General features: G+C 61.5%; 21 protein-coding genes and 1 riboswitch. Of the genes, 14 read left to right on the forward strand and 7 right to left on the reverse strand.

Annotation, left to right across the window (positions count from 1 at the left end):
* Positions 1–17 precede the first annotated feature (17 nt).
* The 5 genes from AC07SI_RS21145 (at position 18) to AC07SI_RS21165 (ending at position 5,017) form a co-directional block, all read left to right on the forward strand.
* Entirely contained in the window at positions 18–1,013 is a 996-nt protein-coding gene (locus AC07SI_RS21145; protein ID WP_065904848.1) for an ArsR/SmtB family transcription factor, read from the forward strand.
* Between the two features lie 19 nt (positions 1,014–1,032).
* On the forward strand, positions 1,033–2,223 hold the full coding sequence (metK, locus tag AC07SI_RS21150) for a methionine adenosyltransferase (protein ID WP_495006445.1): 1,191 nt from the start codon (positions 1,033–1,035) through the stop codon (positions 2,221–2,223).
* Positions 2,224–2,439: 216 nt separating this feature from the next.
* The gene (locus tag AC07SI_RS21155; RefSeq protein ID WP_065904850.1) at positions 2,440–2,790 is read left to right on the forward strand and encodes a hypothetical protein; all 351 of its coding nucleotides are present in this window, start codon (positions 2,440–2,442) and stop codon (positions 2,788–2,790) included.
* Positions 2,791–2,886: 96 nt separating this feature from the next.
* Positions 2,887–4,551, forward strand: coding sequence for an NAD-dependent DNA ligase LigB (gene ligB, locus AC07SI_RS21160; RefSeq protein ID WP_495006446.1), 1,665 nt, complete (start codon positions 2,887–2,889; stop codon positions 4,549–4,551).
* 70 nt (positions 4,552–4,621) lie between these two features.
* Complete coding sequence (locus AC07SI_RS21165) at positions 4,622–5,017, forward strand: DUF1090 domain-containing protein (protein ID WP_065904854.1); 396 nt, start codon at positions 4,622–4,624, stop codon at positions 5,015–5,017.
* A 6-nt stretch (positions 5,018–5,023) separates the two neighbouring features.
* On the opposite strand, the gene AC07SI_RS21170 is transcribed toward AC07SI_RS21165, so the two are convergent.
* A complete protein-coding gene (locus tag AC07SI_RS21170; RefSeq protein WP_065904855.1) occupies positions 5,024–5,473 on the reverse strand; it encodes a c-type cytochrome in 450 nt (149 codons plus the stop codon).
* A gap of 128 nt (positions 5,474–5,601) precedes the next feature.
* On the opposite strand from AC07SI_RS21170, the gene mltA reads away from it, so the two are divergent.
* Positions 5,602–6,789, forward strand: coding sequence for a murein transglycosylase A (gene mltA, locus AC07SI_RS21175; RefSeq protein ID WP_495006447.1), 1,188 nt, complete (start codon positions 5,602–5,604; stop codon positions 6,787–6,789).
* 292 nt (positions 6,790–7,081) lie between these two features.
* Here the strand turns inward: mltA and AC07SI_RS21180 are convergent, their stop codons facing one another.
* The gene (locus tag AC07SI_RS21180; RefSeq protein WP_065904857.1) at positions 7,082–7,468 is read right to left on the reverse strand and encodes an MAPEG family protein; all 387 of its coding nucleotides are present in this window, start codon (positions 7,466–7,468) and stop codon (positions 7,082–7,084) included.
* A 182-nt stretch (positions 7,469–7,650) separates the two neighbouring features.
* On the opposite strand from AC07SI_RS21180, the gene AC07SI_RS21185 reads away from it, so the two are divergent.
* Complete coding sequence (locus AC07SI_RS21185) at positions 7,651–8,910, forward strand: cation:proton antiporter (protein WP_495006448.1); 1,260 nt, start codon at positions 7,651–7,653, stop codon at positions 8,908–8,910.
* Here the strand turns inward: AC07SI_RS21185 and AC07SI_RS21190 are convergent.
* The 3 genes from AC07SI_RS21190 to AC07SI_RS21200 form a co-directional block, all read right to left on the reverse strand.
* Entirely contained in the window at positions 8,904–9,791 is an 888-nt protein-coding gene (locus AC07SI_RS21190) for a formate/nitrite transporter family protein (RefSeq protein WP_495006449.1), read from the reverse strand. The two genes, AC07SI_RS21185 and AC07SI_RS21190, sit on opposite strands and share 7 nt — an antisense overlap.
* Before the next feature lie 71 nt (positions 9,792–9,862).
* The gene (locus AC07SI_RS21195) at positions 9,863–11,794 is read right to left on the reverse strand and encodes a patatin-like phospholipase family protein (RefSeq protein WP_495006450.1); all 1,932 of its coding nucleotides are present in this window, start codon (positions 11,792–11,794) and stop codon (positions 9,863–9,865) included.
* A 105-nt stretch (positions 11,795–11,899) separates the two neighbouring features.
* Complete coding sequence (locus tag AC07SI_RS21200; protein ID WP_065904864.1) at positions 11,900–12,304, reverse strand: acyl-CoA thioesterase; 405 nt, start codon at positions 12,302–12,304, stop codon at positions 11,900–11,902.
* Between the two features lie 189 nt (positions 12,305–12,493).
* Positions 12,494–12,599: riboswitch (S-adenosyl-L-homocysteine riboswitch) on the forward strand.
* Between the two features lie 21 nt (positions 12,600–12,620).
* Here AC07SI_RS21200 and ahcY point away from each other — a divergent pair.
* The 5 genes from ahcY to rhlE2 all read left to right on the forward strand — a co-directional run bounded on the left by ahcY (position 12,621) and on the right by rhlE2 (position 19,170).
* The gene (gene ahcY / locus AC07SI_RS21205; RefSeq protein ID WP_010207176.1) at positions 12,621–14,030 is read left to right on the forward strand and encodes an adenosylhomocysteinase; all 1,410 of its coding nucleotides are present in this window, start codon (positions 12,621–12,623) and stop codon (positions 14,028–14,030) included.
* 165 nt (positions 14,031–14,195) lie between these two features.
* Entirely contained in the window at positions 14,196–15,041 is an 846-nt protein-coding gene (gene metF, locus AC07SI_RS21210; protein ID WP_065904866.1) for a methylenetetrahydrofolate reductase [NAD(P)H], read from the forward strand.
* An 83-nt stretch (positions 15,042–15,124) separates the two neighbouring features.
* Positions 15,125–16,207 (forward strand): hypothetical protein, encoded by a 1,083-nt coding sequence (locus AC07SI_RS21215; RefSeq protein WP_495006451.1) that lies wholly within the window; start codon positions 15,125–15,127, stop codon positions 16,205–16,207.
* A 63-nt stretch (positions 16,208–16,270) separates the two neighbouring features.
* Positions 16,271–17,062, forward strand: a complete 792-nt coding sequence (locus AC07SI_RS21220) for a substrate-binding periplasmic protein (protein ID WP_120450288.1) — start codon at positions 16,271–16,273, stop codon at positions 17,060–17,062.
* A gap of 221 nt (positions 17,063–17,283) precedes the next feature.
* On the forward strand, positions 17,284–19,170 hold the full coding sequence (gene rhlE2 / locus AC07SI_RS21225; RefSeq protein WP_495006452.1) for an RNA helicase RhlE2: 1,887 nt from the start codon (positions 17,284–17,286) through the stop codon (positions 19,168–19,170).
* A gap of 226 nt (positions 19,171–19,396) precedes the next feature.
* Here the strand turns inward: rhlE2 and AC07SI_RS21230 are convergent, their stop codons facing one another.
* Entirely contained in the window at positions 19,397–19,975 is a 579-nt protein-coding gene (locus AC07SI_RS21230) for a YceI family protein (RefSeq protein ID WP_065904872.1), read from the reverse strand.
* A 32-nt stretch (positions 19,976–20,007) separates the two neighbouring features.
* Positions 20,008–20,559 carry a cytochrome b gene (locus tag AC07SI_RS21235; RefSeq protein WP_003216842.1) on the reverse strand — a complete coding sequence of 184 codons (552 nt, stop codon included), beginning with the start codon at positions 20,557–20,559 and terminating at the stop codon, positions 20,008–20,010.
* A 281-nt stretch (positions 20,560–20,840) separates the two neighbouring features.
* Between AC07SI_RS21235 and AC07SI_RS21240 the strand changes: the two genes are divergently transcribed.
* Both AC07SI_RS21240 and AC07SI_RS21245 read left to right on the forward strand, forming a co-directional pair.
* Positions 20,841–22,247: an adenosylmethionine--8-amino-7-oxononanoate transaminase gene (locus AC07SI_RS21240; RefSeq protein ID WP_495006453.1), complete on the forward strand. Its 1,407-nt coding sequence runs from the start codon at positions 20,841–20,843 to the stop codon at positions 22,245–22,247.
* A 65-nt stretch (positions 22,248–22,312) separates the two neighbouring features.
* Positions 22,313–23,032 (forward strand): 16S rRNA (uracil(1498)-N(3))-methyltransferase, encoded by a 720-nt coding sequence (locus AC07SI_RS21245; RefSeq protein WP_495006454.1) that lies wholly within the window; start codon positions 22,313–22,315, stop codon positions 23,030–23,032.
* Positions 23,033–23,078 lie beyond the last annotated feature (46 nt).

Here is a 23,078-nt window from a genome sequence, read left to right on the forward strand (position 1 = left end):
ACTAGACTGCTGGCCTTATGAATCTACCCGTGCCTTCCCTGCGTCCTGACGACGGCGATGACCTGGCAGCCTTGTGCAAGGCCGCTGGCGACCCGTTGCGCCTGAACGTATTGCGCGCACTGGCCAACGATTCGTTCGGCGTACTGGAATTGGCGCAGATCTTCGCCATCGGCCAGTCCGGCATGAGCCACCATTTGAAGGTACTGGCCCAGGCCGACCTGGTAGCCACCCGCCGCGAAGGCAATGCGATTTTCTACCGTCGCGCCCTGCCCCACACCGAGTTGCTCGGCGGCAAGCTGCACGCCGCCCTGCTCGAAGAAGTCGACAGCCTGGCCCTGCCCAGCGACGTGCAGTCGCGCATCGGTCAGGTCCATGGTCAGCGCGCCGCCGCCAGCCAGGATTTTTTCACCCGGGTTGCCGAGAAGTTTCGCGCCCAGCAGGACCTGATCGCAGGTTTGCCGCAATACCGCGACAGCGTACTGGCGCTGCTGGACAAGCTGAGCTTCAGTGATGAAGCCACGGCACTCGAAGTGGGCCCTGGCGATGGCGGTTTCCTGCCAGAACTGGCGCGGCGTTTCCAGCAGGTCACGGCGCTGGACAACAGCCCGGCCATGCTCGAACTGGCGCGCCAGCTGTGCGAGCGTGAAGCATTGGGCAACGTGCGCCTGCAGTTGGCGGATGCGCTCAATCACAACAGTCTGCAGGCCGACTGCGTGGTGCTGAATATGGTGCTGCACCATTTCGCTGCCCCCGCAGACGCCCTCAAGCAGATGGCGAAGTTGCTGCAACCCGGCGGTAGCCTGCTGGTCACAGATTTATGCAGCCACAACCAGAATTGGGCCAGGGAGGCCTGCGGTGATCTCTGGTTGGGTTTTGAACAGGACGATCTGGCCCGTTGGGCCACCGCTGCGGGACTCGTTCCCGGGGAAAGCCTCTATGTAGGTTTACGTAATGGTTTCCAGATCCAGGTCCGCCATTTCCAGCGGCCGGCTGGCGACACTCACCATCGGTAAATTTCAGGAAAACATCGAGATGAGCGAATACTCCCTTTTCACCTCCGAGTCCGTGTCTGAAGGGCATCCGGACAAAATCGCCGACCAGATTTCTGATGCGGTGCTGGACGCCATCATTGCTGAAGACAAGTTCGCCCGTGTGGCGTGCGAGACCCTGGTGAAAACCGGTGTAGCGATCATCGCTGGCGAAGTAACGACTACCGCCTGGGTTGACCTGGAGCAGATCGTTCGTGATGTGATCACCGACATCGGCTACACCAGCTCCGACGTCGGCTTCGACGGCGCGACCTGCGGCGTGATGAACATCATCGGCAAGCAATCGCCTGACATCAACCAGGGTGTCGACCGTGCCAAGCCTGAAGATCAGGGCGCCGGCGACCAGGGCCTGATGTTCGGCTACGCCAGCAACGAAACCGACGTGCTGATGCCAGCGCCGATCACCTTCTCGCACCAGCTGGTGCAACGCCAGGCTGAAGCCCGCAAGAACGGCCTGCTGCCTTGGCTGCGCCCGGACGCCAAGTCCCAGGTGACCTGCCGCTACGAAGGCGGCAAAGTCGTCGGCATCGACGCCGTTGTACTGTCGACCCAGCACAACCCGGACGTTTCCTACGCTGATCTGCGTGAAGGCGTGATGGAGCTGATCGTCAAGCACGTACTGCCGGCCGAACTGCTGTCCAAGGACACCCAGTTCCACATCAACCCGACTGGCCAGTTCATCATTGGTGGCCCGGTGGGCGACTGCGGCCTGACCGGTCGCAAGATCATCGTCGACAGCTACGGCGGCATGGCCCGTCACGGCGGTGGCGCGTTCTCCGGCAAAGACCCATCCAAGGTTGACCGTTCGGCAGCCTACGCCGGTCGCTACGTGGCCAAGAACATTGTCGCCGCGGGCCTGGCCGAGCGCTGCGAGATCCAGGTGTCCTACGCCATCGGCGTGGCCCAGCCTACGTCGATCTCGCTGAATACCTTCGGTACCGGCAAGATCAGCGACGACAAGATCGTCAAGCTGGTGCGCGAGATCTTCGACCTGCGCCCTTACGCGATCACCACCATGCTCGACCTGCTGCACCCGATGTACCAGGAAACCGCAGCCTACGGCCACTTCGGTCGTACCCCTGCGCAGAAGACTGTCGGCGACGACACCTTCACCACCTTCACCTGGGAAAAGACCGATCGCGCCGACGACCTGCGCACCGCCGCCGGCCTGTAATCGCTCACGGCATATAAAGCCTCGCCGGGTTTACCCCCGGCGGGGCTTTTTTATTGCGTGCGGGATCACCCTCACATTTTTTGGATCCAAAGCTTGCAGGCCAAATAATGGCCCTCTAGAATCCGCGCCCTCTCGGGCCCTCTACCTTATTTGGATATTGCCCTGCGCCAGCCCGGGATCGATCAGCGCGCAGGCAATCGAACATTGAGGTTTTTCATGCGCATCTCCACGCTCGCCCCTGCCGCCCTTCTGCTCAGCCTGTTCGCCCTGCCGGCCCAATCCGCCGACCTGAGCGCACTGAGTGGCGCGCTGACGTCCCAACTGGGTGGCGGCAACTCCGGCGACTGCCAGAAGCAATCCGCGGACCTGCAAGCCAAGATCGATGCAGCCGAAGCCCAGAAAGACAACCTGAAAGTGAAGGCCTTCAAAGCGGCGCAGGAGCAGATCAACAAAGGCTGTAACAAACTTGCTGAAACCCAGGCCAAGGCCGACGCCAAGCAGCAAACCCAGGAGGCCAAGGCTGATAAGAATGACGCCGTGAAAGCCTTGGGCGGTCTGTTCAAGTAACTGGAAACACCCGGTAAAAAGCCCCGCACTGCCGGGGCTTTTTTGTGCCTGTCTGGATCACTTAGGCTGGGCGCCCTTTACGAGCAAGGAATGCTCATGACGCGCTTACTGATTGCGCTGCTGCTCAGCACGCTGACCTTTTCAGCCTGGGCTGACGGCTGCCCGGCTGAAGCCCGGACCCAACTCGGCACCCTGGCCGAACAGATCCGCCAGTGGGATGACAGCTATCACCGGCTCGGCCATTCCCCCGTCAGCGATGAGCTCTACGACCAGGCTCGCCAACGCCTCGCGCAATGGCGCGAATGTTTCCCCCAACCCACGGCAAAGCCCGACAACCCACTGGCCAGCGCACGCGGCACCCTGGCTCACCCGGTCGCCCATACCGGCCTGGCAAAACTGCTGGATGAACAGGCAGTCGGCACCTGGCTCGGCACGCGCCAGGAGGTGTGGATACAACCCAAGGTCGATGGCGTGGCGGTGACATTGGTGTACCGCCAGGGTCGGCTGAGCCGGGTCATCAGCCGTGGCGATGGTCTGCTCGGCCAGGACTGGTCAGCCTCGGCGCGCAAGATCCCCGCCATTGTCCAGCAGTTACCGGAGCCCCTCGACCTGGTGCTGCAAGGCGAACTCTACTGGCGCCTCGACGACCACGTGCAGTCGGCACATGGCGGGCTCAATGCCCGCAGCAAAGTGGCTGGGCTGATGAACCGCAAACACTTGAGCGACATCGAAGCCGCCGGCATCGGCGTGTTCATCTGGGCCTGGCCCGACGGCCCGGCCGCGTTCAACGAGCGCCTGGCCAGCCTGGCACGCTGGGGTTTCACCGACAGCCAGCGCTACAGCCAGCCCATCCAGGACATTACCCACGCCGCACACTGGCGCGCCTATTGGTACAACCATCCCCTGCCCTTCGCCAGTGATGGCGTGGTGCTGCACCAGGCGCAGCGCGCACCCGCCGAGCGCTGGCAGGCCAGCACGCCGTACTGGGCGGTCGCCTGGAAGTACCCGGCGGCCAAGGCCCTGGCGCTGGTGCGCAACGTGCGGTTCAAGATCGGCCGTACCGGGCGCATCACCCCGATGCTCGAACTCGAACCCGTGCGACTGGATGACCGGCAGATCAGCCGTGTCAACGTCGGCTCGCTGAAACGCTGGCAAGCACTGGACATCCGCCCTGGCGATCAGGTCGCCATCAGCCTGGCGGGCCAGATCATCCCACGGTTGGACCAAGTGATCCTGCGCAACGCCACCCGGGTCGACCTGCCGGTCCCGGACCCTCTGGACTTCCACGCCTTGAGCTGCTGGCAGCTGGACCCCGGCTGCGAGGAACAACTGCTGGCGCGGCTCACCTGGCTCAGCGGTGATCAAGGCCTGGCCTTGCCCCATATCGGCCGCGAAACCTGGAACATATTGATCCAGGCCGGTCTAATCGCAGGCTTTCTCGATTGGTTAACCCTGGACGCGGCAGAGCTTGCTAACATTGATGGCTTCGGCGATCGCAGCCGCGCGCGGGTGCTCGACAGCCTGCACAGCGCGCGGCAACGGCCCTTCGCCCAATGGCTCAAGGCCCTGGGCATACCGCCTGCGGCACGCAACAACCTGGAAGGCGGCTGGCAGACACTGGCCGCCAAGGACACCCAGGCCTGGCAGGCCACCGATGGCATCGGCCCGGGTCGCGCAGCGCAACTGAGCGCTTTTTTCCGCGATCCGCACGTACAGGCTTTGGCTGAAACACTACGCGTGGCCGGGATAGACGGGTTTTGAACCCGGCCTGGCCACCTTTGAACGGCGGCAGAATTCATCCTGCTGCCAGATTGCGACTTTGGAGTCCCACATGAAATTTCTCGCCCCCTTTGTCTTGTTGACTGTCGCAAGCTGCATGGCCACGCCACTGCTGGCGGCCGAAGAAGTTGCCCCCCTCACCGGCTGCGCCGCCAAGCGCCAGGCCATCAGCGCCCAGATCGAACAAGCCAAGGCGCATGGCAACAGCGCGCAACAGGCCGGCCTGGAAAAAGCCCTGAGCGAAGTCACTGCCAACTGCACCGACGCCTCCTTGAGGAAGGAGCGCGAAAACAAGGTGCTCGACGCCAAGCACGAAGTCAGCCGCCGTCAGGCTGACCTCGACAAGGCGATGAAAAAGGGCGATGCCGAGAAAATCAACAAGCGTAAGGACAAGCTCGCCCAGTCGCGCAAAGAACTGCAGGACGCCGTGGAACAACTCGACGAATAACGCCGGTCAGTGATCGCGAAACTGCTTATGGCAGGCGCTGCAGGCATCTTCGACTTTCTGCACCGCAGGCCCAAGGTTGCTGGCCTTATACGGCTGGACCTGGCTGGCGACCACCAGTTCACCGGTGGCCGCTTCAAGGTTGCGGGCCAGTTCCTGGAAGCGTGCCTGTTGTTGCCATACGTCGTCCTTGGCACTGGTGTGATCTTCTTCGCGCACGCTCGGGAAGTGCTTCCACGGTTCATGCGACAACGCATCAAGCTTGACCGCGCCTTCGGCAAACTTCGCGCCGTCGAACGGGATGCGCCCGCGCAACATGCCGCCCAGGTCCTCGCCGGTCTTGAGCATCTGCTTGAAAATCGCCTTGCGCTGGCCCAGCGGGGAATTTGGATCGACGCCGCCACAGGCGGACAAGGCCACGCAGGCCAGCAATACAACCGTCAGTTTTTTAAAAGTCATGATGGCTCAGGGTCACGGGAAACGGCGGCCAGTATCCTCGCCCCGCCCGTAAAGACCAATAGCCCTATTAATAATAAGGGTTGCCCGGCTGCGCTACAGCGCGGGCAATCGCTTCAGGAATTGCGTTTATGAATGTCGTGCTGAAAACCTGGAGCCGTCGCCTGGCGTGGGCTCTGCCGATTGCTGCACTGCTGGCCGGCTGTGATGGCGGTAAAGACGCCAACAAAACAGAGGAAGTGGCCAAACCCCATGCCGTAGCCACCTACGTGAGCGCGCCATGGGAAGCCCTGCCGGCGGTGTCCGACAGCGACCTGCTGGCCGGCTTTGAAGCCTGGCGCAGCGCCTGCCAACGCCTCAAGGCCGACCCGATCTGGGGTGCGACCTGTGCCGCAGCGGTCACCGTGCCGGGCAATGCCGTGGCGGTGCGTGGTTTTCTCAAAGAACGCCTGGATGTATTCGGCCTGCGCTCGGCCGACGACACCCCCAATGGCCTGATCACCGGCTACTACGAACCGGTCTACCCCGGCAGCCTGACCAAGACTGCCACCGCCCATGTGCCCGTGTATGGCGTGCCGGATGACCTGATCATCGTCAATCTGGAAAGCATCTATCCGGAACTCAAGGGCAAGCGCCTGCGCGGTCGCCTCGAAGGCCGCGTGCTCAAGCCCTATGACGATGCCAGCGCCATCAACGGCCAAGGCTCCAGCGCCAAGCCGATTGCCTGGCTGACCAACCCGATGGACCTGCAATTTCTGCAGATCCAGGGCTCAGGCCGCATTCAACTCAAGGACGGCCGCCAACTGCGCGTGGGTTATGGCGACCAGAACGGCTACCCCTATCGTCCTATCGGCCGCTGGCTGGTGGAGCAAGGCGAGTTGAAGAAAGAAGAAGTGACCATGGGCGCCATCAGCGCTTGGGCCAAGGCGCACCCGGAGCGAATCCCGGAACTGCTCGCGAGCAACCCCAGCTACGTGTTCTTCAGCGCCCGTCCCGACAGCAATGAAGGTCCACGCGGTTCGCTGAACGTGCCGCTGACGGCAGGCTACAGCGTGGCGGTGGATCGCAAGGTGATCCCGCTGGGCAGCCTGTTGTGGCTGTCGACCACCACGCCCGACGGCTCGGCATTGGCACGTCCCGTCGCCGCACAGGACACCGGCGGTGCAATCACCGGCGAAGTGCGCGCGGATCTGTTCTGGGGCACGGGTGATGCGGCAGGCGAGTTGGCGGGGAATATGAAGCAGCAAGGCCAGATCTGGATGCTGTGGCCCAAAGGCGCGGCGTTGCCGCACGTGCCGGATGCACCCTCGGGTACCTGAGGAACACTGAAGATCAAATGTGGAAACGGGCTTGTCGTGGGGAGAAGGCCTGTCGTGGGGAGCGGACTTACTGTGGCGAGCGGGCTTTCGTGGCGAGCGGGCTTGCCCCGCGTTGGGGTGCGAAGCAGCCCTGACAACAGGCACCGAGTTCCTTCTGAAAAAACTCGGTGTGCCGATTGGGGCCGCTTCGCGCCCCAACGCGGGGCAAGCCCGCTCGCCACAGTAGGCCCGCTTGTCACAGCAGCCCGCTTGCCACAGTAAGCCCGGCCACAATAGAGGGCCGGGCTACGCCTTAGATCGAGACGAAGAAGAAGCTCGCGATCAATACCATTCCTACAAACCACACCAGCGAACGCAGCATTGCCCAGTCGGCGACGTAGCAGATGATGTACAACAGGCGACTGGTGATAAACAGCACCGCCAGCACATTGATGGTCACCAACGACGCAGTCCCGGCAAGGTGGGCGATAATCACCGCCGCCGCGAAGGCGGGTGTCACCTCAAAGCTGTTGAGCTGCGCGTTGTGGGCGCGCTTGGCGAAGCCGTCGAGGGTATCCAGGAAAGCGCGCGGATCATGATTCTGCCGCGGGCCGAATTTGCCGCCACTGAACTTGGCCACCCCTGTGCACAGGTAAGGCAGGAAAATCGCTATCAACACACACCAGAAAGCCACCGTCATCACTGATTCCTTTTGTAGTTTTAAACAGAAATTAGAGTTTTAGCACTAAACCTAGCAAACCGCACTTACCGGCTATGAGCACGCCGCGCACCGAAAGGTTCTATCGCGCTGTGCAACCTCATGCCCGCCCTGCGGTCCACCCATGCACCAAAGAACTGCCACCCAACCTCCAAGGACCCCGGATGCTTGAACTTGTCGCCGCCTTCATCTGCCTCACCACCCTGCTCACCTATGTGAACTTCCGTTTTATCGGCCTGCCACCCACCATCGGCGTGATGGTCACGGCCCTGCTGTTTTCGCTGATCCTGCAAGGCCTGAGCGTGCTCGGCTACCCGGGCCTGGAGGAACGTATCCAGCAACTGATCGGCCAGATCGACTTCGGCGATTTGCTGATGAACTGGATGCTGTCGTTCCTGCTGTTCGCCGGCGCCCTGCACGTCAACCTCAACGACCTGCGCAGCTATCGCTGGCCCATCGGCCTGCTGGCAACGTTCGGCGTGTTGATTGCCACCGTGGTGATCGGCAGCCTGGCGTACTACATCTTCGCGCTGTTTGGCTGGCACGTAAGCTTCCTCTACTGCCTGCTGTTCGGCGCGCTGATCTCACCCACCGACCCGATTGCGGTCTTGGGCGTGCTGCGTACCGCGAACGCCTCCAAACCGCTGAAAACCACGATCGTCGGCGAGTCGCTGTTCAACGACGGCACGGCGGTGGTGGTGTTTACGGTTTTACTGGGTATTGCACAGCTGGGCGAAACGCCGACCGTAGGCGCTACCGCGATGCTGTTTGCCCATGAGGCGATTGGCGGCGTGGTGTTCGGTGGCCTGATCGGCTACCTCGTGTACCTGATGATCAAGAGCATCGAGCAGCACCAGATCGAAGTGATGCTGACCCTGGCCCTGGTCATCGGCGGTTCGGCGATGGCCACCGAACTGCACGTCTCGGCGCCGATTGCGATGGTGGTGGCCGGTCTGATCATCGGCAACCTGGGGCGCAAGCTGGCGATGAACGACATGACCCGTCGCTATCTGGATGGCTTCTGGGAGCTGCTCGATGACATGCTCAACGCGCTGCTGTTCGCGCTGATCGGCATGGAGCTGCTGCTGTTGCCGTTCAACTGGCTGCACGTCTTCGCTGCCAGCCTTCTGGCCGTGGCAATCCTGCTGTCACGCCTGCTGACCGTTGCTCCGGCGATCCTGCTGCTGCGCCGCTGGCGCACGGTGCCACGCGGGACCATCCGCATCCTGACCTGGGGCGGCTTGCGCGGCGGGGTTTCGGTAGCGCTGGCACTGGCCTTGCCGCTCGGCCCGGAGCGCGACCTGCTGCTGAGCATCACCTACATCGTGGTGCTGTCGTCGATCCTGTTGCAGGGGTTGAGCATCGGCAGGCTGGTCAAGCGCGTGACTCGGGAAGAGCCCCAAGCCACGCCCGAGCCTCACTGATCCTTGTTGATCTGCTGCGGATGCCTCGGGTCCGCAGCGGTTTTTCCCGGCAAGCTGCTTTCACTGCGGATCTGCGTGTGACTGATCAACGCAAAGATAAAGCTGCCGCCGATGATATTGCCGGCCAGGGTCGGGCCGGCAAACACCAGCCAGAAATCTTTCCACGGCAATTCGCCGGCAAACACCAGGTACGAAACCTCGGCCGAACCGACGACGATATGGGTGAAGTCCCCCAGGGCCATCAGGTAAGTGATCAGGATAATGATCCACATCTTGGCGCTTTCCATGGAGGGGATCATCCACACCATGGTCGCGATCATCCAACCGGAAACGATGCCTTTTGCAAACATCTGGCCGGCGTCGTTTTCCATGATCTTGCGGCCGATTTCGAGGAAGGCCAGGTCGGTCTTGGTATCGAAGATCGGCAGGTGCAGCATCACATACGCCACCAGCAGGGTGCCGCACAGGTTGCCGACCAGCACGACTGTCCATAAGCGCAGCAGGCGTCCCGCGTTGCCCAGCGTAGGTTTGCTCATCACCGGCAGCACGGCAGTCAGGGTGTTTTCGGTGAACAATTGCTGGCGCGCCAGGATCACCGCGAGGAAGCCCGCGCAGTAGCCGAAGCTGGCGATGACCTTGAAGGCTTCGCCATCTGGCAGGCGCGAGTTGAGCAAGCCCATCGCCATCAGCGACAGTCCCATGGTCAGGCCGGCAGCCAGCGCCGACCACCACAAGGCGGCGACGCTGCGCTCCAGCTCCTGGTCGCCCTGGGTGCGGATGATTTCATGCAACACCGCCGCGCGCGGGGGTTGGTTCTTGTCTACGTCCTGTTGCTCTTCCTGCGACAGGTTGGGGGTCTTGCCGTCTGCTTGAGTGGCCATGATGTACCAGAGTCCGAGGGGTGCCTGTAGCTACGACATGCCGGCACAGTAGCTGTTCAGTGGCCAGGCAACTAAACCCGTTTGCGCCAGGCCTTGGCCATCTCCACAGTAGTGTCACTGGAAGACATACTCCATGGCGTGTTGCGCGCCTGGTAATGTTCGCTGAGATCATCAAGCACACGATTGAACGCCTGCGGCGTGGTGGCCTTGGCCAAGTCTCGTGCCGCGCGCTGCAACAGTTCGACATTGAATGCCGGCTGGCCAGGCCGGAACAGTGACGGGTAGATAACCTCCCGTGTAAAGCTCTCGGCACTCACCGCAATATCGCGACGTTTCATTTCGGCAACAGCGCAAGCCATGACCCTGGAAGTGGACGGTACATCGCCGGAGCCCTGACTAGCAGCCACTTGCAGCAATCGCTGAAAATTTCGCTGGCCTGGGTCATTCAAGCGCCGTCCCAACCACTCCAATTGCTCGGGACTTCGGGCAAGTGCTTCCAGATTGCGCACTGCCGACGACAGCTTCGGTGTGAACAGCAAGCCATCATGCGACTTATCGACCTCTGTAATCGCATGGTCCAGCGCGCACAACGCCTGTTTCGCTTCTTCTCGAAACATCAGCACACTGGCTGCGGCGCTGTCTGCCTGCAACGCCGTCTGCACACTGGCCAGTGTTTCATCATCCATCGCCAGCACCGCCGCATCCAGCGAACCGAACGAGTGAGACTCCCTCGTCGAGGCCAGATTCTGCAGGTGCCCAGCCACCGTTTCACGGGTCCTTTCCTGCAGGTGCTGCTTGTGCTCATCCTTCATGGTGAAGTTGACCGTCCCGTTGAACAGGCCGCGAAAATCTCCCTGCTCAGTATTCAGTGGCGACACCAGCGTCTGGTCGGCAAATGCCTTGAGCCTATTATCCTGGTAAGCCTCGGCAGCCGAATGTGGCGTTCCCGTAATGCAGTCGACCAAGCTGCTGAAAAAACTGCCACTTTGGGCAGGCTCCTCGGCGGAGTCAGGCTCGAATTTGATGATCAGCGACTCGGGCTTGCTCAGGAGGCTCTCGGCAAACAATCGGTCCACCACGCCTGGCGCTGGCGTATTGAGCATCAGGCCACCGTCCTGAAAGGTCGTGGTTTCTGTCGCCATCTGGAAGCCATGCCCCTGTTCCACAGGGCTTTTGAACAGTGCCGGCAACGAACCCGAAATATGCGCAGCGCGGGCAATATCCATGTCTGGCGTCAAACTGCTGTTGAACACTACCAACTGTGGACGCCCTCCAAACATGCCCGTGCCGGTGATATTGAGTTGCTTGACCGCTGCAATACTGCGGCTTAACACCTCAAGGTCGGCAAACGTCGGTGCCCCACCAGCACTGAGCTTGTCAGCAATGCGCATGACTTCGGCAGGCCGGGTTTCTCTGGGAGTGTCGGCAATATGACCAAGAAGCGCCTTGCGCGACTCGTCGCGGATCATGTCCTCCAGCGGGGCGGCATCGGTTTTCAGGCGCGGCAGCAGGGTCATCAGCAACTGGGAAATATTGCCGACCGGGCCCGGCAAGTACCCGAGGTATTTGCCCAGTGTCGAACTGGCGTCCTGCAACCAGGCCGTCACAGGGTCTTTGCTGTTCAGCAAAGTTGGCAGACTGATGTTGTCCGACAGTCCATCGAAGGCTGCGGCACTCATTCCACTGGCAATCAATGCCGCAGAAATCGCACCGGCGGATGAGCCGGAAACCACCTGGATGCCTTCCAGCTTCCGGGCGTCCTCGAGTGCCTGCACCACCCCCGAAAAGGCAACCCCCTTGGCGCCACCACCGCTGAGCACCAAATGCGTGATGGGCGGCCGCGACAATGTCACCTCCACACGCCCATGGGGATCGCGCTGGAGGATCAGATTGCGCGTGCCGCCGCCCTCCACCCGAAACATCTTCGCGGTGTGATCGACGCGGGTACTGACATCTCCAGGCGAGGGAAACTGAACGGGGTTGACCGGATTGAGCACTTTCATGCGCTGACTCACTCTGCGGGGGGTGTAGTGCTGAGTGATGACAGCGCCTGGGAAAGATCCAACCGGAACAATCAGGTAACAGAAACCAAACCGGTGGGCATGCAGTTACTCCTGGATGCCATCCTCTTGAAACTGGTCCTTGACGTACTTGATTTCCGTACGGCCGTGAGGCGCTGGCAGGCCATCTTCACCGAGGTTGACGAAGACCATTTTCTCGACGGTGAGGATGCTTTTACGGGTGATCTTGTTGCGCACTTCACAGGTCAGGGTGATCGAGGTGCGGCCGAATTCGGTGGCGGTGATGCCCAGCTCGATGATGTCGCCCTGGCGCGAGGCACTGACGAAGTTGATTTCGGAGATGTACTTGGTTACCACGCGCTGGTTGCCCAACTGGACAATCGCATAGATTGCCGCTTCTTCGTCGATCCAGCGCAACAGGCTGCCACCGAACAGAGTGCCGTTGGGGTTGAGGTCTTCGGGTTTTACCCATTTGCGGGTGTGGAAGTTCATGGGGACTCCAGGTTTGAGATGTTTGGCGATGGGGTTGTGGCCCCCAGCTTCAAGTTTTAAGCGACAAGCTGCAAGTAGTAGCCGATTCGCTCTTACTTGCCGCTTGTAGCTTGTTGCTTGCCACTAGCCGGACAAAGACAGCTATAATCGCCCCCGATTTCAGAACGGCTACTACCGTTCTCCCGCCACCTGTCCGAGGGGCGCTGCAGCAGGTTCAACCTGTCAGGCTCGGATGGGGCGTTGTCCGGCCTGGTTAGCCAGCTGGATACTAAACGCACAACGGCGCCCATTCGCACACTACGAATGGAGGCTCTTCATGAGCGCTGTAAACACGCCTGCAGATTTCAACGACTACAAAGTCGCCGACATGTCCCTCGCTGCCTGGGGCCGTCGCGAAACCTTTATCGCCGAATCCGAAATGCCTGCGCTGATGGGCCTGCGTCGCAAGTACGCTGCTGAGCAACCGCTCAAGGGCGCGAAGATCCTCGGCTGCATCCACATGACCATCCAGACTGCCGTGCTGATCGAAACCCTGGTTGCCCTGGGTGCCGAAGTACGCTGGTCGTCCTGCAACATCTTCTCGACTCAAGACCAGGCCGCTGCCGCTATCGCTGCTGCCGGTATCGCCGTGTTCGCCTGGAAAGGCGAGACCGAAGAAGAGTACGAGTGGTGCCTGGAGCAAACCATCCTCAAGGATGGCAAGCCATGGGACGCCAACATGATCCTCGACGACGGCGGCGACCTGACCGAGCTGCTGCACAAGAAGTACCCGCAGATCCTCGACCGCGTCCACGGCGTGACCGAAGAAACCACCACCGGCGTACACCGCCTGCTGGACATGCTGGCCAAGGGCGAGCTGAAAATCCCGGCCATCAACGTCAACGACTCGGTGACCAAGAGCAAGAACGACAACAAGTACGGCTGCCGTCACAGCCTGAACGATGCCATCAAGCGCGGCACCGACCACCTGCTGTCGGGCAAGCAAGCCCTGGTGATCGGCTACGGTGACGTGGGCAAGGGTTCGTCCCAGTCCCTGCGTCAGGAAGGCATGATCGTCAAGGTGTCCGAAGTCGATCCGATCTGCGCCATGCAAGCCTGCATGGACGGTTTCGAAGTGGTTTCGCCGTTCATCAACGGCCAGAACGACGGCACCGAAGCGAGCATCGACAAAGCCCTGCTGGGCAAGATCGACCTGATCGTGACCACCACCGGTAACGTCAATGTTTGCGATGCGAACATGCTCAAGGCCCTGAAAAAGCGCGCCGTGGTGTGCAACATCGGTCACTTCGACAACGAAATCGACACTGCTTTCATGCGCAAGAACTGGGCATGGGAAGAAGTGAAGCCACAGGTACACAAGGTTCACCGTACCGGCGCTGGCGATTTCGACCCGCAGAACGATGACTACCTGATCCTGCTGGCTGAAGGCCGCCTGGTTAACCTGGGCAACGCCACCGGCCACCCAAGCCGCATCATGGATGGCTCGTTCGCCAACCAGGTTCTGGCCCAGATCTTCCTGTTCGGCCAGAAATACGCCGACCTGTCGCCTGCCCAGAAAGCCGAGCGCCTGACCGTGGAAGTACTGCCGAAGAAACTCGACGAAGAAGTGGCCCTGGAAATGGTCCGCGGCTTCGGTGGCGTCGTGACTCAACTGACCAAGACCCAGGCCGACTACATCGGTGTGACCGTCGAAGGTCCGTTCAAGCCGCACGCTTACCGCTACTAAGCAGCGGCAAGCTTTCAACGGCAAGCGGCAAGAAATGCGCTTGTGCCGAGGGCTTGCTACTTCATTGCTCTTTAAGCAGCTACCAGCTGCGAGCTTCAAGCTGCAAGAACAGGCAGACCGCCCTCTTGCAGCTTGAGGCTTGCAACTTGCAGCTGGAGACCTCACATGTCCCAAGACCGTCGCTACAGCTTCGAGTTCTTCCCGACCAAGACCGATGCTGGACATGAAAAACTGATGGCCGTTGCCAAGCAACTGGCCAGCTACAACCCTGACTTCTTCTCCTGCACCTACGGCGCCGGCGGCTCGACCCGTGACCGCACGATCAACACCGTGCTGCAGCTGGAAAGCGAAGCCAACATTCCCGCCGCTCCGCACTTGTCGTGCGTGGGCGACAGCAAGGCCGACCTGCGCGGCCTGCTGACCCAATACCAGCAAGCCGGCATCAAGCGCATCGTCGCCTTGCGTGGCGACCTGCCATCCGGCATGGGCATGGCCAGCGGTGAGCTGCGCTACGCCAACGACCTGGTGAGTTTCATCCGAGAAGAAAGCGGCGATCACTTCCATATCGAAGTGGCGGCTTACCCGGAGATGCACCCCCAGGCGCGTAACTTCGAAGACGATCTGCAGAATTTCGTGCGCAAGGCCAACGCCGGCGCCGACAGCGCGATCACCCAGTACTTCTTCAACGCCGACAGCTACTTCTACTTCGTCGAGCGCGTGCGGGCCATGGGTGTGAACATCCCGATCGTGCCAGGCATCATGCCGATCACCAACTACAGCAAGCTGGCACGTTTCTCCGACGCGTGCGGTGCCGAGATCCCACGCTGGATCCGCAAGCAACTGGAAGCCTACGGCGACGACGTCAAGAGCATCCAGGCGTTCGGCGAACAGGTCATCAGCAGCATGTGTGAAGAATTGCTGCAAGGTGGCGCACCCGGGCTGCACTTCTATACGCTTAACCAGGCTGAGCCGAGCCTTGCAATCTGGAACAACCTCAAGCTGCCGCGCTGAGGTCTGACCGAGTTGCACCCAGGCCCTCGTTTATACGAGGGCTTTTTTTGTTCACATCTCCCCGGAATGGAAGCCTGCAGTAAATGAATACAGCGTCCCCGACTCCCCGCCCGCAGCTGGTTTACCTGGTATTCGGCGCCGAGACCTATCATCAGGAAGCGGTATTCAGCATCGCCAGTGCCCTGGCGCAGCTGGGCGCAACCGAGGACCTGCCCCTGGACATCCAGGTGTTCAGCGACAACCCGGCGCCCTACGACGGCCTGCCGGTGCAGGTCCACGTACTGGATGAGGCCACGCGCAAACGCTGGAGCGAGCCTCACGGCTACCATTTCCGCACCAAGCACGTGCTGTTGCGCCAAGTCCTGGAAACGGCGGAGCGGGCACTGCTGATCGACACCGATACGTTTTTCCACGATTCGCCCATGGCCCTGTTCGAGCGCGTCGCGCCCGGCACCCTGCTGTGCAACGCCTTCCACGCCAAGTATGGCGATAACCGCGAAAGCGTGCTGTACGAAGCGCTCGCGCCATACCTGAGCGAAAAAGGCCTGGCCGACGACAACATGTGGCTGCTCAACTCCGGGGTCATGGGCCTGGCACGCCAGGACGCGCACCTGCTGGACCAGTCGATCGCGCTGATGGACGAACTGTTCCCGATGGCTCTCGGCGCCTACACCCTGGAAGAGTTCTGCCTGTCGGTTGCCGCCTACCGCCAGGTCAACGTGCGCCAATGCCCGGACCTGATCCACCACTACTGGAGCCGCAAACAGCTGTTCCGGGCCAAGGTCAAGGCGTGGATCACCAAGCACAGCGCCAGCCCCATCAGCACCCTGGCCCTGGCCGACACACGCAAGGTCTCCGCCCACTTGCCGCGCCCGCCACGCCTGCAGCGCCTGATGTACAAGCTGATCACCCTGGCCCTGCCCAAGCGCAAGCAGCAGTTCATCCGCGAGATTCTCTACGGGTGCTACGAGCACCAAAACGAGTTCGACCAGGCATGTGGCCCGGTTTGGTGGGACAAGGCCCGCCAGAATCAGGAAGAGCGCCAGCAGCGCCCGGTCGATGCACACCAACTGGAGCACTGGTTCGCCAACCCGTTGGTGCGCCTGATTCTCGGTGAGCGGCGTACCGCCATCTACGAGCACCTGATGAGTTCGCAGACGCATTGATACCGCCTGCAGATGCGTGTGCCAGAGCTTCTCTTTAGCGCAGGAGCGTCGTAACCTCAGGGTATGCCCGTGATCCTGAAGCTTGCGACCGCTGCCCTTTTCACTTGCCTGAGCCTGGCCGCTTATGGCGAGAAACTGCGCATTGTCACCGAGCCCTGGGCACCCTATGTGTACGAAGAACGCGGCGCCATGCAGGGACTGGACTACGACACCACGGTGATCGTGTTCCAGCGCCTGGGGGTCGATGTCGAGTGGCAATTCCTGCCCTGGAAGCGCTGCCTGGCCATGCTTGACCAGGGCCAGGCCGACGGCGCGCTGGATATTTTCCACAGCCATGAGCGCGACGCGCTGCTGCTCTACCCCAGCGAACCGCTGTCACAAGTCGAGTTCACCCTGTTCTACGCCAACGAACGGCCGCACCCGGCCCAAAGCCTTGAGGACCTGCGCGGCCTGACCGTCGGCACCTCGCCAGGTTACCTGTACGGCGAGCCGTTCAGCGATTCCACGCTGTTCAACCGCGAAGCGGCGCCCAGCCATGAGGCCAACTTCGGCAAATTGATGCTCGGGCGCATCGACCTGGTGATCACCGACCGCCGGGTCGGCCAGCACGTGATCAAGGCCATGGGCCTGGAAGGCAAGGTCAGCCAGGCCCAGGTCGTGGTCAGCCGCCAGCCGCAATTCCTGGCCGTGCGCCGGGGTGCGGGCATGGACCTGCTGGTGCAGCGCTTTGCCGCCGAGCTCAGGCGCTTCAAACAGGAACCGGCCTACGCCGCCTTGAGTGCCAAATATGGTGGAATCCAGGCCATATCGGCAGCAGGAGACACCGTTGAGCAGCAGGAAAGCAGCGCGCAGTGATTGCTCTGTTATACTCCGGCCTTTCCGCCAGGCTTACGCCCGGCCGCTGAGGTCTTGAAAAAGGCACCCAACCCCGCTACAGCGCAGCTTTCAGCCCGCGCGAGCCGGTGGAGTGCTCGCCAGACGCAGCAGGACCGGACGGGATTGCGCTCCCCTAAGCGCCATTCGCGCCCGGCAAGATTATCCCTCTGGGCCAAGCCCTAACTAAAACAGGATTACTCATGTCCTTTGCTTCCCTCGGTCTCTCCGAGGCTTTAGTCCGCGCCATCGAGGCAGCGGGCTATACCGAGCCTACTCCGGTGCAACAGCGGGCCATTCCCGCCGTGTTGCAAGGTCGCGACCTGATGGTTGCGGCTCAGACAGGTACTGGTAAAACCGGCGGCTTCGCCCTCCCGATTCTGGAGCGGTTGTTCCCCAATGGTCACCCGGACAAATCCCAGCGTCACGGCCCGCGCCAACCGCGCGTACTGGTCCTGACCCCCACCCGCGAACTCGCCGCGCAAGTGCACGACAGCTTCAAGCTGTATGCCCGCGACCTGAAGTTCGTCAGCGCCTGCATCTTCGGCGGCGTCGGCATGAACCCACAGGTTCAGGCCATGTCCCGTGGTGTCGACGTGCTGGTCGCCTGCCCCGGTCGCTTGCTCGACCTGTGCGGCCAAGGCAGCGTCGACTTGTCCCACGTGGAAATCCTCGTGCTGGACGAAGCAGACCGCATGCTCGACATGGGCTTTGTCCATGACGTGAAAAAGGTCCTCGCACGCCTGCCGGCCAAACGTCAGAACCTGCTGTTCTCGGCAACGTTCTCCAACGACATCACCGCCCTGGCCGGCAAGCTGCTGCACAACCCGGAACGCATTGAAGTCACGCCGCCGAACACCACGGTCGAGCGTATCGAACAACGCGTGTTCCGCCTGGCCGCCAGCCACAAGCGTGCGCTGCTGGCCCACCTGATCACCGCCGGCGCGTGGGAACAGGTACTGGTGTTCACCCGCACCAAGCACGGCGCGAACCGCCTGGCCGAGTACCTGGACAAGCACGGCCTCACCGCCGTCGCCATCCACGGCAACAAGAGCCAGAACGCTCGCACCAAAGCCCTGGCCGATTTCAAGGCCGGTGAAGTGCGCATCCTGGTGGCCACCGATATCGCCGCCCGCGGCCTGGATATCGACCAACTGCCACACGTGGTCAACTTCGAACTGCCGAACGTCGACGAAGACTACGTGCACCGTATCGGCCGTACCGGCCGTGCCGGTCGTTCGGGTGAAGCCATCTCCCTGGTTGCACCGGACGAAGAAAAACTGCTGAAAAGCATCGAGCGCATGACCAAGCAGAAAATCGCCGACGGCGACCTGATGGGCTTCGATGCCAGCACCGTCGAGGCTGAAAAGCCAGAAGCGCGCGAGCGTCCGGACGTGCGCAACCCACGCAACCCACGCGGTCCGAAGGGCGATGGCCCGAACGGCGGCGGCGGTGGCGGTGGTCGTCGCGACAAGGGCAAGGACAAGGGCGGCAAGGAAAAAGCGCCTACCAACGGCCGTGGCGAGCGCCCGGCCCGTGAACAAAAACCACGTGAAGGCACCCCGGCCCGCGAACAGCGCCAGCCGACCCAGCCACCACGCGCTGCAGCCGACCGCGCCCCGGACGAGTTCCTCGACGACGACGTGGATAACTTCGGTAACCGCGTTGACTACGTGCCCCAGGCCAAACCAGCCCAGGGTCGTGGCCGTCGTCCAGGCGCCCCGGCGCAAGGTGCCGGCGCTGGTGCTCCACGTGGCGGCCAGCCACAGGGCGGTCGTCAGAACGGTCCGCGCAACAGCAGCGGCGGCACCACCGGTACGCCACCGGCCAAGCGCAACGGCCCGCGTAACGGCGCGCCTCGTGATGGCCAGGCCCGTCGCGATGATTCGCGCAGCAACAACCGTCGCCCGGCCCGTGACGACCAGCCACGCTTGTCCGAACCCGCCGTGCAGAACCCGCGCGGTGGCCCGGCGCCGAAGATCATCCACAAGGAGTCGAAAGCCGACCGCTTCCCGACACCGGAGCAGTTGGATCAACTGCCAGGCCGTCCTCGTGGTGAAAAACCGGCGTTGCTGACCCGCAACCGCTGAGTTTCAAAGCACCACAAAAAATGCCCCGCCTCTTTCGAGACGGGGCATTTTTTTTGACTCGACACTGATCAACTGTGGGAGCTGGCTTGCCTGCGATGGTATCGACTCGGTGTGCCTGATGCTTCGATGCGCCCGCATCGCAGGCAAGCCAGCGCCCACATTGCGTGCATTCCAGGCATAAAAAAACCGGATCTCAGGATCCGGTTTTTTCGGGTAAAAACAGAAATTACTTCTGCTTGACGCCTTCCAGCGAGATGTCCAGGTCTACAGTCTGCGAGGACGGGCCTGGGCCTTTGATGCCGAAGTCGTTCAGGTTGACTGTAGTGGTGGCGTTGAAGCCAGCACGTTCGCCGCCCCATGGATCCTTGCCTTCACCGTTGAAGGTCGCCTTGAAGGTCACAGGCTTGGTCACGCCGTGGAAAGTCAGGTCGCCCGTCACGTCAGCGGTTTTTTCGCCGGTGGATTTAACAGCGGTGGACACGAACTTGGCATCGGCAAACTTGCCAACGTCGAGGAAGTCCTTGCTGGCGATGTGCTTGTCACGTTCTGCGTGGTTCGACCACAGGCTGGCGGTTTTCACGTCGACCGCGATTTTGCTGGCTTCAGGCTTGGCGGCATCCCAGCTGAACGAACCATCCCAGTCCTTGAAGGTACCGTGGATGTAGCTGTAGCCCAGGTGGCTGATTTTCCAGTCGATGAAGGCGTGCTGGCCTTCCTTGTCGATCTTGTAGTCGGCGGCCATCACCTGACCAGCAGACAGCAGGGCGGTACCGATTGCCAGAGCGGCGAGCGTCTTTTTCAACATGCTTTCTATTCCTTGTGAGTCGAGGTTGAACATCAGGCTTTGCGCCCCAGCATACGAACCAGGGTCACATCACGATCAATGAAATGGTGTTTCAGCGCGGCCACGCCATGCAGGCCGGCGAACACCACCAATACCCAGGCCAGGTACAAATGCACCACGCCTGCAGTGTCTGCCTGGTCCGGTAGCCCGGAAACCAGCGCAGGAATCTCAAACAAGCCAAACACCGGGATCCCGACACCGTCTGCGGTGGAAATCAGGTAACCGGCAATCATCACGGCAAACAGCCCGAGATACAGGAACGCGTGGCCAAACGCAGCCCCCAGACGCGTCATGCGGCTATAGCTGGCAAGCGGTGGCGGCGGCGGGCTGACCAGGCGCCAGACGATCCGCACGAGCATGATGGCGAACAGCGTAATGCCGATGCTCTTGTGCAGGTCCGGGGCGTCTTTGCGCCAGGCACTGTAGTAGTCGAGGCCGACCATCCACAGGCCCAATGCGAACAGACCGAACACCACCAGGGCCACGCCCCAGTGCAAAACGATGCTGACCCAGCCATAGCGGGCCGGTGAATTACGTAGTTGCATGTCCCAAATCCCGTAAGAGCTGTGGCAAGACTATCGATTTACCTATCGAATTAAAGCGGAAAATTTCGCTTTGAAATATCGAGAAATACGATCAAGAGCGTATGCAGAGTAAGTTAACAAGAGATTAAGGACTATCCAGAAGAAACGTGACGGACTGTCCTGCGTTTACCACCAATTTACGCTTCAAACTCGCAATGGGTTGTGACACAGGCCTGCATTGCATAGGCTTGCGCGACTGTTTCACCTGCGCCACACGCAGGACCGCTTCGAGGAGATGACCGATGGGCTTGAACAACCAGTGGATGCAACGCGACCTGGCCGTGTTGTGGCATCCCTGTACCCAGATGAAAGACCACCAGCAACTGCCGCTGATCCCCATCAAGCGCGGTGAAGGCGTATGGCTGGAAGATTTCGAAGGCAAGCGCTACCTCGATGCCGTCAGCTCCTGGTGGGTCAACGTGTTCGGCCACGCCAACCCGCGTATCAACCAGCGCATCAAGGACCAGGTCGACCAACTCGAACACGTGATCCTCGCCGGTTTCAGCCACCAACCGGTGATCGAACTGTCCGAGCGCCTGGTGGCGATGACGCCCGAAGGCCTGACCCGCTGTTTCTATGCCGACAACGGTTCGTCGTGCATCGAAGTGGCGCTGAAGATGAGTTTTCACTACTGGCTCAACCGCGGCCAGCCGAACAAAAAGCGCTTCGTCACCCTGACCAACAGCTACCACGGCGAAACCATCGCCGCGATGTCGGTGGGCGATGTGCCGCTGTTTACCGAAACCTACAAGGCGCTGCTGCTGGACACCCTCAAGGTGCCGAGCCCGGATTGCTACCTGCGTCCCGAAGGCATGAGCTGGGAAGAGCATTCGCGCAACATGTTCCAGGCCATGGAACAGACCCTCGCCGACAACCACGACAGCGTCGCGGCGGTGATCGTCGAGCCGCTGGTCCAGGGCGCCGGCGGTATGCGCATGTACCACCCGGTGTACCTCAAGCTGCTGCGCGAAGCCTGTGACCGCTATGGCGTGCACCTGATCCACGATGAAATCGCCGTGGGCTTCGGGCGCACCGGCAGCATGTTCGCGTGCGAGCAGGCCGGTATCCGCCCGGATTTCCTGTGTTTGTCCAAGGCCCTCACCGGCGGCTACCTGCCATTGGCGGCGGTGGTCACCACCGATGATGTCTACGACGCCTTCTACGACGACTACCCGACCCTGCGCGCCTTCCTGCACTCCCACAGCTACACTGGCAACCCGCTGGCGTGCGCGGCCGCCTTGGCGACCCTGGATATTTTCGAAGAAGACAACGTCATCGAGAACAACAAGGCCCTGGCCCAGCGCATGGCCACCGCCACCGCGCACCTGGTGGACCACCCGCACGTGTCGGAAGTGCGCCAGACCGGCATGGTCCTGGCCATCGAGATGGTCCAGGACAAAGCCACCAAGACCGCCTACCCGTGGCAGGAACGCCGTGGCCTGAAGGTCTTCGAGCATGCCCTGGAACGCGGTGCGCTGTTGCGGCCCTTGGGCAGCGTGGTGTATTTCCTGCCGCCGTATGTGATCACGCCGGAGCAGATCGATTTCCTGGCCGAGGTGGCCAGTGAAGGCATCGACATTGCCACCAACAGCAAAGTCAGTGTCGCCGTGCCGAAGGACTTCCACCCAGGCTTCCGCGATCCCGGCTGATCACACCCTTGCAGGCGCCGGCAAGCCGGCGCCTGCAGAAACACCTTATTTTCCAGAGAACAGAAATGAGACTGTCCCGCTTTTTCACCGACACCCCGCTGAGCCTTGGCGAGCACGAGTTGCCCGAAGCCCAGGCGCACTACATCAGCCGTGTACTGCGCATGAACGAAGGTGACGCCGTGCAGTTGTTCGACGGTTCCGGCCAGGAGTTCCTGGGTACTTTGCTGGATGTCGGCAAGAAGCGCGTCAGCGTGCAACTCACGCAAAGCTTCGCCGGGCAGGCCGAATCGCCGCTGCACATCCACCTCGGCCAGGGGTTGTCGCGGGGCGAGCGCATGGATTGGGCGATACAGAAAGCCACCGAACTGGGCGTCAACGCGATCACGCCGATTTTCAGCGAGCGCTGCGAAGTGCGCCTCAAGGATGAACGCGCCGATAAACGCCTGCTGCACTGGCGCCAGGTGGCAATCAGCGCGTGCGAGCAATGTGGGCGTTCGACAGTGCCAGTGATTCACCCACCGCTGCTGCTGGCAGACTGGTTGAAGCAGACCGAGGCCGACTTGAAACTGGTCCTGCACCCGGTGGCCGAGCCGCTGGTCAGCCATGCCAAGCCTGGCAGCCTGGCCTTCCTGATCGGTCCTGAAGGCGGGTTGACCGACAATGAAGTGCAAACCGCGCAAGACGCCGGCTTCCATGCCGCCCGCCTGGGCCCGCGCGTATTGCGGACCGAGACGGCGCCCGTCGTCGCGCTGGCGGTGGCCCAGCAACTCTGGGGCGATTTCTAACCCCGCCTCCAATGTAAGCGCCGGCACGCCGGCGCCTACGGTTGAT

Source organism: Pseudomonas sp. GW821-FHT05D12, assembly GCF_059419825.1.

Coding starts and splice junctions, on each gene's coding strand:
- mltA (WP_495006447.1), top strand. CDS start 5,602: ATGAATGTCGTGCTGAAAACCTGGAGCCGTCGCCTGGCGTGGGCTCTG.
- AC07SI_RS21230 (WP_065904872.1), bottom strand. CDS start 19,975: ATGTTGAAAAAGACGCTCGCCGCTCTGGCAATCGGTACCGCCCTGCTG.
- AC07SI_RS21220 (WP_120450288.1), top strand. CDS start 16,271: ATGCCCGTGATCCTGAAGCTTGCGACCGCTGCCCTTTTCACTTGCCTG.
- AC07SI_RS21145 (WP_065904848.1), top strand. CDS start 18: ATGAATCTACCCGTGCCTTCCCTGCGTCCTGACGACGGCGATGACCTG.
- rhlE2 (WP_495006452.1), top strand. CDS start 17,284: ATGTCCTTTGCTTCCCTCGGTCTCTCCGAGGCTTTAGTCCGCGCCATC.
- AC07SI_RS21190 (WP_495006449.1), bottom strand. CDS start 9,791: ATGGCCACTCAAGCAGACGGCAAGACCCCCAACCTGTCGCAGGAAGAG.
- AC07SI_RS21200 (WP_065904864.1), bottom strand. CDS start 12,304: ATGAACTTCCACACCCGCAAATGGGTAAAACCCGAAGACCTCAACCCC.
- ligB (WP_495006446.1), top strand. CDS start 2,887: ATGACGCGCTTACTGATTGCGCTGCTGCTCAGCACGCTGACCTTTTCA.
- AC07SI_RS21215 (WP_495006451.1), top strand. CDS start 15,125: ATGAATACAGCGTCCCCGACTCCCCGCCCGCAGCTGGTTTACCTGGTA.
- AC07SI_RS21195 (WP_495006450.1), bottom strand. CDS start 11,794: ATGAAAGTGCTCAATCCGGTCAACCCCGTTCAGTTTCCCTCGCCTGGA.
- AC07SI_RS21240 (WP_495006453.1), top strand. CDS start 20,841: ATGGGCTTGAACAACCAGTGGATGCAACGCGACCTGGCCGTGTTGTGG.
- AC07SI_RS21245 (WP_495006454.1), top strand. CDS start 22,313: ATGAGACTGTCCCGCTTTTTCACCGACACCCCGCTGAGCCTTGGCGAG.
- AC07SI_RS21180 (WP_065904857.1), bottom strand. CDS start 7,468: ATGACGGTGGCTTTCTGGTGTGTGTTGATAGCGATTTTCCTGCCTTAC.
- metK (WP_495006445.1), top strand. CDS start 1,033: ATGAGCGAATACTCCCTTTTCACCTCCGAGTCCGTGTCTGAAGGGCAT.
- AC07SI_RS21185 (WP_495006448.1), top strand. CDS start 7,651: ATGCTTGAACTTGTCGCCGCCTTCATCTGCCTCACCACCCTGCTCACC.
- AC07SI_RS21235 (WP_003216842.1), bottom strand. CDS start 20,559: ATGCAACTACGTAATTCACCGGCCCGCTATGGCTGGGTCAGCATCGTT.
- AC07SI_RS21155 (WP_065904850.1), top strand. CDS start 2,440: ATGCGCATCTCCACGCTCGCCCCTGCCGCCCTTCTGCTCAGCCTGTTC.
- AC07SI_RS21170 (WP_065904855.1), bottom strand. CDS start 5,473: ATGACTTTTAAAAAACTGACGGTTGTATTGCTGGCCTGCGTGGCCTTG.
- ahcY (WP_010207176.1), top strand. CDS start 12,621: ATGAGCGCTGTAAACACGCCTGCAGATTTCAACGACTACAAAGTCGCC.
- AC07SI_RS21165 (WP_065904854.1), top strand. CDS start 4,622: ATGAAATTTCTCGCCCCCTTTGTCTTGTTGACTGTCGCAAGCTGCATG.
- metF (WP_065904866.1), top strand. CDS start 14,196: ATGTCCCAAGACCGTCGCTACAGCTTCGAGTTCTTCCCGACCAAGACC.